The 11028-nt window shown below is 52.9% G+C and carries 10 protein-coding genes; 3 read left to right on the forward strand and 7 right to left on the reverse strand.

Translation table 11 applies throughout. The features are described 5' to 3' along the window. Window positions 1-17: 17 nt before the first annotated feature. From ACTQY1_RS09940 to cpaB, 4 genes are read right to left on the reverse strand one after another with little or no spacing between them, the layout of a single operon-like run. Complete coding sequence (locus ACTQY1_RS09940) at window positions 18-1121, reverse strand: response regulator (protein ID WP_279127302.1); 1104 nt, start codon at window positions 1119-1121, stop codon at window positions 18-20. A gap of 13 nt (window positions 1122-1134) precedes the next feature. Continuing rightward, window positions 1135-1953, reverse strand: a complete 819-nt coding sequence (locus tag ACTQY1_RS09945) for an AAA family ATPase (protein ID WP_154488796.1) — start codon at window positions 1951-1953, stop codon at window positions 1135-1137. A gap of 45 nt (window positions 1954-1998) precedes the next feature. Continuing rightward, window positions 1999-3771, reverse strand: coding sequence for a type II and III secretion system protein family protein (locus tag ACTQY1_RS09950; protein WP_195839662.1), 1773 nt, complete (start codon window positions 3769-3771; stop codon window positions 1999-2001). Window positions 3772-3773: 2 nt separating this feature from the next. Beyond that, window positions 3774-4760, reverse strand: coding sequence for a Flp pilus assembly protein CpaB (gene cpaB / locus ACTQY1_RS09955; RefSeq protein ID WP_441374139.1), 987 nt, complete (start codon window positions 4758-4760; stop codon window positions 3774-3776). A gap of 287 nt (window positions 4761-5047) precedes the next feature. Between cpaB and ACTQY1_RS09960 the strand changes: the two genes are divergently transcribed. Continuing rightward, window positions 5048-6631, forward strand: a complete 1584-nt coding sequence (locus tag ACTQY1_RS09960) for an NAD(P)/FAD-dependent oxidoreductase (protein ID WP_441374140.1) — start codon at window positions 5048-5050, stop codon at window positions 6629-6631. Next, window positions 6621-8306, forward strand: a complete 1686-nt coding sequence (locus ACTQY1_RS09965; protein ID WP_441374141.1) for a hypothetical protein — start codon at window positions 6621-6623, stop codon at window positions 8304-8306. The genes ACTQY1_RS09960 and ACTQY1_RS09965 overlap by 11 nt, the downstream gene beginning before the upstream one ends. A 93-nt stretch (window positions 8307-8399) precedes the next feature. Here ACTQY1_RS09965 and ACTQY1_RS09970 read toward each other — a convergent pair whose 3' ends face one another. The 3 genes from ACTQY1_RS09970 to ACTQY1_RS09980 form a co-directional block, all read right to left on the reverse strand. Then, window positions 8400-8750 carry an integrase core domain-containing protein gene (locus ACTQY1_RS09970; protein WP_441374142.1) on the reverse strand — a complete coding sequence of 117 codons (351 nt, stop codon included), beginning with the start codon at window positions 8748-8750 and terminating at the stop codon, window positions 8400-8402. A gap of 21 nt (window positions 8751-8771) precedes the next feature. After that, window positions 8772-9131 (reverse strand): hypothetical protein, encoded by a 360-nt coding sequence (locus ACTQY1_RS09975; protein ID WP_441374143.1) that lies wholly within the window; start codon window positions 9129-9131, stop codon window positions 8772-8774. Between the two features lie 95 nt (window positions 9132-9226). Beyond that, window positions 9227-9547 carry a transposase gene (locus ACTQY1_RS09980; protein ID WP_441374144.1) on the reverse strand — a complete coding sequence of 107 codons (321 nt, stop codon included), beginning with the start codon at window positions 9545-9547 and terminating at the stop codon, window positions 9227-9229. Window positions 9548-9726: 179 nt separating this feature from the next. Between ACTQY1_RS09980 and istA the strand changes: the two genes are divergently transcribed. Next, a partial coding sequence (gene istA / locus ACTQY1_RS09985; RefSeq protein WP_441374145.1) for an IS21 family transposase occupies window positions 9727-11028 on the forward strand: 1302 nt, incomplete at its 3' end.

The raw sequence follows: 11028 nt of genomic DNA on the forward strand, positions 1-11028 counted from the left end.
TCAAGATGGAAGAAAATTCACCAGTTTTTTATGGTCCCGGCCATCTGCTCCACCGCCTGGGAGAAGGGATTCTCCGGGGCCTGGGTCAGCAGCAGCCGGCCATTGTCCGCAGCAGAAGACACTGCCAGGTATTCGTTGGGCAGCACCTGGAACACCGGGAAGCCCAAGGCCTGGGAAAATTCCTTCCGGGCTTCTTCCGTGCAGGGATTCACCCGGGTGAACACCGGCTTCACCCGCCGGTCGCAATCCTCCCAGGCTTTGAAAATCTCCAGGGCCCGTTTCATATGCTCCACTTCGTAGCCCCCGTTCACCATGGCCATTACCAGGGTCTTGTCCGCCAGTTCGCAGGCAGTGCAGGCCACATCGGAAAATCCCGAAGACAGATCCACCAGCACATACCGGAAGATTCCCCGGGCCATTTCGATCAGGCTGGTGATGCCTTCCATGGTCACCGTTTCCGCCAGGTCCGGTTTGGCCGCCCCGCACAATACGGACAGTTCCTCATTCACCGGGACGAAATAGGATTTCAAAGTAACCGGAGACAGGAAGGAAATATCCCGGATGGCCTCCACAATGGTGCTCTGGGGGGTCAGGTTGAAGAACACCCCCATATCCCCGAACTGGAGATCTCCGTCGATGATGGCCACCGGCTCCCCGGTCTGTTGGGCCAGGGCCGCCCCCAGGTTGGCAATCAGGGTGGTTTTCCCGCTTTTCCCCTTGGGGCTGAAGAAGGCGATCACTTCCGAATTTCTGGAAGCCGAAGTGTTCTGAAGGTTCTTCAGGGTTTCCTGGAGCTCTTCCCCGGAAAAAGGCTTCACCATAAAGCCCCCGGCCCCGGATTGGAGCAGCCGTGACTGAGCCTCTGCATCCCACCGGCGGCTCATGCCGATGATCACCGTATGTGGATAGGCTTTTTTCAGATCCGGCAGCAGGGTGCTGTTCCGGTCCAGGTCGATGTCCAGCAGGATCAGTTCCGGCTTGAAGGCCTGCATCTGTCCCAGGGCATCCCCCGCATTCCGGTACCGGGCGCTCAGCTCGAACCCCGGCGTATTCCGGATGACGCTGGAAAGCCTCTCCTGCATCACCTGGTTTTCTTCAATAAGGACGGTTCTGTAACCCACGGTTCATGCCTCCTCAGGAAAAGATACGGCTCAGCCAGCCGCCTCCGGAATTGTCCCCCCGACTGTCCCGGGCTTCGTTTTCCGGATGCACATACCCATCCACCATGGAAGCCATTCCCTGGGCCAGCAGGGTATGCCGGCTGCCCAAAATACAGGGCACTCCGGTGCGGATGGATTCCTGGGCAGTCTGGAAATCATTGGGCAGCACATAATCGAAATGCTTCCCCAGAATGGATTCCACATCCTCCACATCGATCCGGGTCTTGGCATTGCTCCGGTTCAGTACATAGCGGATCTTGCTGTCGTCATATCCCAGTTCCTTCAGGGTATCCGATCCCCGCTTCATGTTCTTGATGGTGGGAATGAAGTCCACGATCCCCACAAAGTTGATCAGGGTGGACAGGTCCATTATGGACAGATTCAAAGCACTGAAAGTGGAGGTGGTGTCCAAGATCACATAATCATATTCCAGCTGGAGCTGGAGCACCAGGGATTTGATGATATTGTTGTCCATGTTGTAGGCCTCTTCCAGCAGTTTGGGATTGGCCAGCACATCGAACCCGGTGTTCCCTTCCTGGTACCGGGTCAGGTATTCCACCGCCACCGTATCCTTGGGATTCTTTTCCATGGATTTTTGGGCGTCTGCAATGGTCCGTTCCGGGTTCAGCTTCAGATAATAGCACACATCCCCGAACTGAAGATCCAGGTCCACCAGGCACACTTTCAGTCCCTGCCGGGCCAGTTCCGCTGCAATGTTGATGGCCAGCAGCGTTTTGCCCACGGCATAGGCCGTGCTGAAAACCGTAAATAGGGTCCCTTTCCTGCCTTCCATAGCTTCAAGCCTCCTGCTGTTTCTGGTTCTTTATCATGCAATCATTCAGGGCCGGGTGGGATTCTGCCACTGGTCACGGTACTCCTGCTGGAGCTTCCGGACCCGTTCCCTAAAGCTGGTGGTCCGCCGAGGTTCCGGCTTCTTCTTTTCCACCAGCAGGGGTTCTTTTCCGGTGTTCCGTCCTTTGTTCTCTGCTTCCCGGGCTTCCGGTTCGTCCAGCTGGATTTCCCCGTTGGGTTTTTCCACCCCTACCACTTTCAGGTTTTCTTTCCGCAGCTGGTAATCATCTTCAGAGAGAGGCACCAGGACGGTTTCGCCCTTTTCGTCAGTGGTCCGGAGCAGCCGGGAAGGTGGTTCCGGTGCTTTCTTTTCTTCCAGGATCTCCGTATCCGGATGTTCCTCCGGACGGCCGCCCCAGATATCCCGTTCCTGCTTGTCGTTCCCCGGTTTCACAGGGGTATTCACATCCACTTTTTCCGCATTCCGTTCATACCGTTCGGATGCCTCGTAATTCTCCTTCATCCGCTGGCTCATGGATACCGGGGAATCGTCCCCTACCAGGAGCGGGGTGATCAGGATCAGCAGTTCCCGGTTGTCCCGAGTGGTGGAAGTATGCCGGAAGAACTGGCCGATAATGGGAATATCCCCCAGGAGCGGAATTTTGGAAACGGACTTGCTGTCTTCGGAATTCAGCAGGCCCCCGATGGCCATGGTCATGCCGGAGCGGACGTTGATCATGGCTTCCGCTTCCCGGGACGCAATGGCCGGAATGGAAAAATCGTTTTCCTTCACACTGTGGCCGTAATCCAGGGTGGATACTTCCGCATGGACCTTGGAAGTGATTTTGTTGTCCGCGTCCACCACCGGCTCGATGTCCAGCTTCACCCCGTAATCCCGCCAGTCAATGGCAATCTGTCCGTCACCGGCAGAGGTGGGAATGGGGATCCGGCCCCCGATGAGGATTTTGGCCTTCTGGCCGCTCATGGTGGTAATGGAAGGCCGGGACAAGATCCGGGCCTTGCCGCTGGTGACCAGGGCCTGGAGAGAAGCGTTCAGGTTGGACAGATGGCTGCCGAACCAGCCGAAGCTCCCCCGCTGTTTGTAGAAGTTTTCCCCGGCGTAGAACAGACCGGGCGTCCCCCGGGTAATATCCGAGGAATTGCTGTCACCGGTAGTATTATCCCCCAGAGTGGGAGACCAATACTGGATTCCCAGGTCTTTTTCCGCCGAGGTGTTGATTTCGATGATCTGGGCCACCAGCCGCACCTGGGTAGGCTCCGTCATATCCAGCATATCGATGATGTTGGAATCGGTACTCCCTCCCTGGGCTGTGGTGCCTTCCTTTCCTCCCGCCTGAGCGGTGGAGGTGCTGCCGCCCCCGCTGCCCAGATACATCTGGGCCACCTTGATGGCGGAATCGTGTTCATACTGGTTCTGGACCCGGCCCCGGAGCAGCACCTTGCCGTTCATCATCTGCACCTGGACCTCCGGATAGCCGATGGCTTCCTGGATGGCCTGGGCCGTCCCTGCATCACTGCCGGAGACAAATACATTGTATTCTTCCCGGCCGTTGTCGCTCCACACCAAAAGAGTGGTAGAACCGGGCTTTTTCCCCACCAGCAGGAAATCGTTCCCGGACAGGAGCCGCACATCGGCGATTTCCGGATTCCCCACCGCCAGCCGGGTGATCCCGGAGGCTTCCATATATCGGGACCCGTTCACCGCCACACTCAGGGTGGTGGCAGCCAACGCCTGTCCCGTCATTCCCAGAATGGCCGCCGTAACAAGGAGGCCCATGCGTTTACTGTAATTGATCATGTTCATTTCCCCCTGGTAGCACTGGTTCCCCGGATGACTTCAATTCCCGACAGTCCGTCAGCATCTCCCCCGCCGTCTCCGGAAGGAGCTGCCGGTGCCTGGGGAACCGGCCGGGGCGTATAGTCACGCTGGACAGCCGGTGCCGGTGCCGGCGCAGGGGCGCTGGCCGGACTGTTGGGCAGAGGGATCACATAATATCCAATGGATTTGTCTTCGGCAGAGCCGTCCGCCGGCCGGAGCATCATCTGGAGCTGGCCGATCCGGGAAGAGCCGATCAGTTTGGCTGCATCATAAGGAGTCAGGGCCACGGTCACCACAGAAGGCGTCCCCATGGATCCGGTGCTGCCGGTGTTCCCGGTGGGCTGGCTGCCGTTGGGCATGGTCTGTTTCCCGTTGCTGCCGCTGGTCTGGGTGGTGGTACCCTGGGGCCGGTCGGAGCTTTTGTTCACTGCCAGGATCAGTACATCCTTCAGCAGGGTCTTGGAAACAATCCCGTTTCCTTCCTTGTCCGTCACCAGCAGGATATCCACTTTGTCCCCGGGTTTGGCGAAGCCGGAAACCCCGGTCACGTCATTGACCCCGAAAGAAACCGCCCGCATACCGTCAGGGATCATCCCTACAAAGCCGCCCCCGTGGGAGGTGAGCTTCCGTTCCGTCAGGATATCCCCGGTAAACAGGTCGATGCCGGTTTTCTTGCCCAGAGCCTGTTTCTTGTCCGTCAGGGCACCGGCGGGCACCAGGTTGGCGGGCACTTCCACGGTTTTCAGCATATCGTCGGTAAGGACGGTCTGAGGCGCGATGTCCCGGGCCGCTTCCACCACGGTTACATTCCCTGCCGCCACCTTTCCATTGTTCTGGTCCGGAAACAGGGCGGACAGGATCACATACAGCAGCAGGAACACAGCCAGTGCTGCGGATCCGCACAGAAGCAGCAGCTTCCGAGGCGACATTTTTTCGATGATTTCAGTGAGTTTCTCCAGCTTTTTCACAACGTTCCCCCTCGGTTCCCCCAGAAAAAGGACAAAACTTCCCTTCCTTCGTCCCTATCCAGTCATGTATTGTCACAACCCGTCCACAGCCCGGATTTGTGAATATTTTTCTATATTTTATCACATTTACACCAGTTGTACCACTGTTTGGTTGAGTAACCGTGTATGAAAGATCTTCGCCCGCCGGGAACCCCCGCCTCTCTCCCCCTTCCTTCTTTTCCAACAATCGTATATAATGTAATAAGTTTTGACTGCTATGTAAACTACTGACAAAAGAGGGACCGCACATGACAAAACAGGCTGTAATCATTGGGGCCGGGCCGGCGGGGCTTACGGCTGCCTATGAACTTCTGCGCACCACATCCATCCACCCCCTGATCCTGGAATCCGATACCCAGGTGGGCGGCCTTTCCCGCACCGTCAACTTTTCCGGCAACCGGATGGACATCGGCGGCCACCGCTTCTTCACCAAAGACCCCCGGGTCCAGGCTCTGTGGGACAGTCTCATGCCCCGTGCTTCCGCCCCCGCTCTGGACGACCGGCTGCTCTACCGTTCCTGCACCCTGGATCCCCAGGGAGTGGATCCGGAAGAGACGGACCGGGTATTTTTGGACCGCCAACGGGTATCCCGGATCCTGTACCGGCACAAATTCTTCGATTACCCGGTATCCCTGAACCGGACCACCATCCGGAACCTGGGGATCCCTGCCATGGCAGGAATCGGCTGTTCCTACCTGTATTCCTGCTTCCACAAACGGCCGGAGAATACCCTGGAAGATTTCATGATCAACCGGTTCGGAGAAAAACTCTACCGGACCTTTTTCGCCGGCTATACGGAAAAGGTCTGGGGCCTTTCTCCCAAAAACCTCTCTGCCGACTGGGGCAGCCAGCGGATCAAGGGCATTTCCATCGGTGCCGTGCTGAAGGACCTGTTCCAGCGGACCTTCCACATCCAGCCCAAGGAAGTCCAGACTTCCCTTATCGAACGGTTCCTCTATCCCAAATTCGGCCCTGGCCAGTTCTACGAAACCCTCCGGGACGAAGTGCTCCGTCTGGGCGGGGAGATCCGCATGGGAGCCACAGTCACCGGGTTCACCGGCGGAGGAGACAAGGCTCTTTCCGCCGTCCAGTACCGGGACCGGGAAGGGAAACTCCAGCAGGTGCCGGCAGATTTCGTCCTGTCCACCATGCCGGTAAAGGACCTGGCCGCCGGCCTGCCTCAGGACTGGCTTTCCCCCCTGGCCCGGGAAACCGCTGCCACCCTTCCCTACCGGGATTTCGTCACGGCCGGCCTTTTGGTGGACCGGTTGGAACTGAAAAATGAGACAGATCACCCTACCCTGAACCACAGGGTCCCGGACTGCTGGATCTACGTCCAGGAACCGTACGTAAAATTGGGCCGGCTCCAGATCTTCAACAATTGGTCCCCCTACCTAGTCCGGGATCCCCTCCACACCCTGTGGATCGGCCTAGAATATTTCTGTCAGGAAGGGGACGCCCTGTGGTCCATGACCGACAGTGATTTTATTTCCTTTGCCGCCAAAGAACTGGAAACCATCCATGTGATCCGGCCCGGGGCGGTGCAGGAAGGCCATGTGGTGCGGATGAAAAAGGCCTATCCTGCCTATTACGGCAGCTATGGGGATTTTCCCCGGCTCCGGCAGGAACTGGACACCATTCCCAACCTTTACTGCATGGGCCGGAACGGCCAGCACCGGTACAACAACATGGACCATTCCATGCTCTCCGCCATAACCGCCGTGGACCTGATCCGCCAGGGAAAAACTGACAAAACGGCCCTGTGGCAGGTGAATACGGAACAGGAATATCAGGAAATGGAAACACAGGAAGGACAGAGCCATGAAAAATAAACTTTCTTCCTTTATTTATGCCATTTTCCTGATTCTAGTGGTTGTGCTTTTCACCAACCGGTTCGACAACGATGGCTGGTTCCTGCTGAACAGCGGACGGTATGTGGAACAGTTCGGCATCCCCCATGTGGAGCCATTTACCATCCATCAAAATTTTCATTTTGTCATGCATCAATGGCTCTTTGACCTGGGGTTGTGGAAACTGTACAAACTGGGTGGTCTGAAAGCCATGATGGCTTACAACTGGATTATGGCAGCCCTTTTCTTTTTTGTCTATGTCCGGCTGGTAAAGTTGAAAATCAGACAAATTTCGGGCTCTGTCCGTTTTTTCCTGCTGCTTTGGCTTCTCCTGCTGTCCGCAGGCTATCTGTTCCAGCGTCCCCAGACCATGTCCGGCCTGATTTTTCTTCTGGAAATTTATCTGCTGGAAAGATCTGTCAACCAGCCCCGTGTGCCCCGGGTCCTGATTCCTTTGTTCTTTTTGCTGTCCGTTCTCCTGGTCAACCTCCATGGAGCCATGTGGCCCATGTTTACGGTTTTCCTGCTGCCCTATACCTTCGAAGCCTTGGTGGGTCCCCATCTTCCCTTTAGCAAATGGGAACTGACCTGGAAAGCCAAAGATTTCCTGTTGCTGTTTGCCGCCATTGTGGCAGGCGGCTTCTGCAGCCCGTATGGAACAGAATCCATGACCTATGCCTTCAATTCCTATGGATATAAGGACATTAACCAATTGGTATCCGAGATGCATCCCCTGAGTATGGATCCAGGATTCCCCTATCTGGTCATAATACTTGTTCTTCTGTTTTTCTGCACCGCCATCTATGCCCGCCATTCTCTTCCTCTGCGGCAGCAGCTGCTGGCTCTGGGCACTGGGTTCATGGCACTTCAGGCCAACCGGAGTTCCTTTCTTTTCTTAGTGGCCGGACTTTTTCCCTTGGCTGACATTCTGGCCGATCACAAAGATTTCCATGCCACTGTCAGTGTTTCTTCCTGGCCCCAAACCCGCCGGATGGTTCTTCTGTTGGGAACGGCGGCTTTGTTCGGCACTTGGGCACTGTTTCAGCAAACAAAGGTAACCTCCGACCGCTGCCCTCTTTTTTTGGGTGCTTTTGGAATCCTGTTGCTGATGGCAGTATGGAATTTCCGGATACTTTGGAAAGAGCGGTTGAATCCCCTTACACTGCGTCCAAACCTCCGGACACTGTTTGCAGCTCTTGCTTTACTGCTGCTGGTTCCTTTTTCCATAGCAAAACTCCAACTGCCCCGAGAAGATTTCGTTCTTGCCAAAAGCGTGGATGTGATTCAACAGGACGCCAATGGAAGTCCCATTTGCCTGTGGACAGGATACAACGATGGTCCCTATGCGGAATTCCAGGGGCTTCCCTGCTACATGGATACCCGGGCGGAAGTATTCAAGCCCAAACTGAATCACCAGAAAGATGTGATGGAGGAATATTGCTCCCTGCTTTGGGGGAAACTGGATTACCGGGATTTTGTCACCCGGTATCCCTTCACCCACTTCCTCACCACCGATCTGGACCCCCTGTATGTGAACCTGAAAAACGATCCCCGGTTCGAGCTGTTGTGGGATTCGGAAGAAGATCAGGAGGTGCAGGAAAAGGCCACGGAGGTGGAGAAGAAGAAAAGAGTACGGATATATAAATGGAGAGATTGAGGCGTTGCCCCAATCTCTCCATTTTTGTCAGCTTCCAGGTTCAGATTCTGAAAAGTATCAAGGTATTTAGACACATAGAACCGTGACATTTTTCTACCCTGCTAATTGTTTGTATTTTTCATTCGGGGTTACATAATCGATACCCGAATGAATACGATTAGCATTGTAATCAATAATATATTCAAAAACGGTCACTACCGCTTTCTCATAACTCATTTGGCTTGTATCAGGCATTTCCGTTTTTAGTGTATGCCAGAAACTTTCTATGGGCTGATTGTCCATTGGATGCCCTGGCCTGGAGAGACTGCGACGGAAGTGCATTTTATCGAGTGTTTCGCTCATTGCCTTGGATTTGAAGCAGCCTCCATTGTCAGAATGATACACAGCACCAATGGGACGGAAGGGATTTCTGCCACAGGCATCCATCAAGGCTGCTATAGCCAATGGACTCCTTTGATTTAATCCCTAGCTGCATCCCACAACACGTCTGGTAGCCACGTCAATGCCTCCACATACATAGAACTTTTCGCCTCTGTATGGAAGTTCCGTGTTGTCAAAGCACCACAGGTAATTAGGCATTTGCACAACATATTTATCCTGAATCAGATTCCTTGCCTTGATTTCGGGATCTGTTGGTTCTGGTTTGTCCTTTTTAGTCTTCTTACGGCCTGCTTTGGCATGAAGATCATTTTCCCGAAGCACCCTGGCAATAAAAGAAAGACTGACCATGACCGGCTGAGGATCTTGGGCCAGCGCGTGTTTAATACGTTTCTTCCCATATTCCTCATGGTGCTCATTAAAACAGTTAATAACCCTTTGTTCCAAGGCTATTTTGTCACGGGAAGGTTGGCGACGTTGGTAGTAATATGCAGCGCGGGTGATATTTAGGATTTCGCATACTTCACTAACCGGATACTCCTTTAGATCGCTTTTGGCGAATTCGACTCTCTCTTGGGGACGGAAGCAAAGTATGCTGCTGCTTTTTTTAGAATGTCGTTCTCCATTCTCAGCTTTTCATTAGCTTTCTGAAGTTGTTTAAGCTTAGCTTCAAAACTCCTTAGGTACCCAGAGCCTACAAAGGCATCTTCGCCATAATCCTGGTATTCCTTGAGCCAGCGGTAAATAGTTTGTGAAGCAATGTTAACAGCTTTGGCCAACTGCGGTACGGACTTATTTTTATCCAAAACAAGTTTACATACCTGGATTTTGAAATCCTTGGTGTATGTTTTTTGACTTCTCATAAAGACGCTCCTTCCTCCAGAAAAGTCACGCTTTCTACTGTATTAGAGCCCATCTGATTTGACCATTTAGAGCCCAGCTGAAATCACCATTTTCAGCCCAAACAAATAGCCATTACATATTTTTCCGTTAGCCTTTACAATATAAGTTGCGATCAACAACTTAGAGTAAAGGAGGAAACGTGGAAAAATTGTTATGTAATGGCTTGGATACTATTGTATCACAAGCATTGAAAGAAATGGAAGAAGAGAGCGGGCAAGCCATAAGCCTTGATGAAGTCAACCTGGCAGAACTGTCTCGTAGGACTCATATCTCCCGTTCCAAGCTGCGTACATGGAAAAACAAAGGTGGTTCTTTTGTTAAAGAAAACAAGGGATACACTTCCCGTAATCCAGTTTTAAGAGGCTATACAAGCATATTGGATGATCTGCTTCGCAATGGGGTTTATAACTCTGCTGTATGTTTGAAGCGCCTTCAAGCAGCCGGATATACCGGAGGGATTTCCACCATTAAACGTTATCTCAACAGCCATAAGGATCTGATCCCTGCCAAAAGGCAAACAGTAGATTCTCAAGGCAATCGTGGCCGGAGATACCAAACAGGTCCTGGTGAGAACTTTCAAATGGACTGGGGATTTGTTTACGTCGACACGAATTATAGCAAAAAGTTAAAAGCAGCCTGCTTTGCGATGATATGTCACCATTGTGGACAGCGTTACGTTGAATTCTTTCCTAATGCTAAGCAAGAGAACCTATTCATCGGAATGCTGCACGCATTCCGATACCTGGGAGTTCCCAAGTATGTTCTCACAGACAACATGAAAAGTGTCGTAATTAAGAGAGATTGGAGCGGTGAACCAATTTGGCAAAAGGATTATGAAAGTTTTATGTCGGCCGTAGGGTTTCAGACCAAGCTGTGTAAACCCAGGCATCCTTTTACCAAAGGCAAAGTGGAACGCCTGATCCGTTTCGTAAAAGAAAACTTCCTTGCTGGCCGTTCTTTCTGGACCATCACTGATTTAAACCGCGAGGCTATGAATTGGTGTTATGAAGAAAATGAACGCTTTCATCCTGCTCTTGCAAAAATTCCAGACCAGGTTCACCGCACTGCTTGTTTAAGTGCATTAAAACCATTGCCAGACGATGCAAATCTGGAAAAATATCTTTGCCCGGAACGGCGGATTTCTTTTGACGGTTTTATTTCTTATGAGAACCGGAGATTCGGAGTCCCCTTCAGTTACACGGAAAAAGTTGCTCGGGTTAAACGGGTTGATGACAAACTCCACATCTACTCTTCAGATATGAGTCGTTTGCTGACCACTCATCCCATAACCCGGGACCGCTATGACAGTTTTTGCAAGGATCAGTATGAAAAACGGCAGCCTGAGGAATTGCCTACCGCTCCTATCCGTACGACAATTAAACAGCTTGCACCAGCAGAGGCATCTCCATCCCTTTCCTTTGAAAAATTCAATTTTGATAAG

The sequence above is a fragment of the Acidaminococcus sp. HCP3S3_G9_1 genome (genome assembly GCF_052122455.1).
Taxonomy (GTDB): Bacteria; Bacillota; Negativicutes; order Acidaminococcales; family Acidaminococcaceae; genus Acidaminococcus.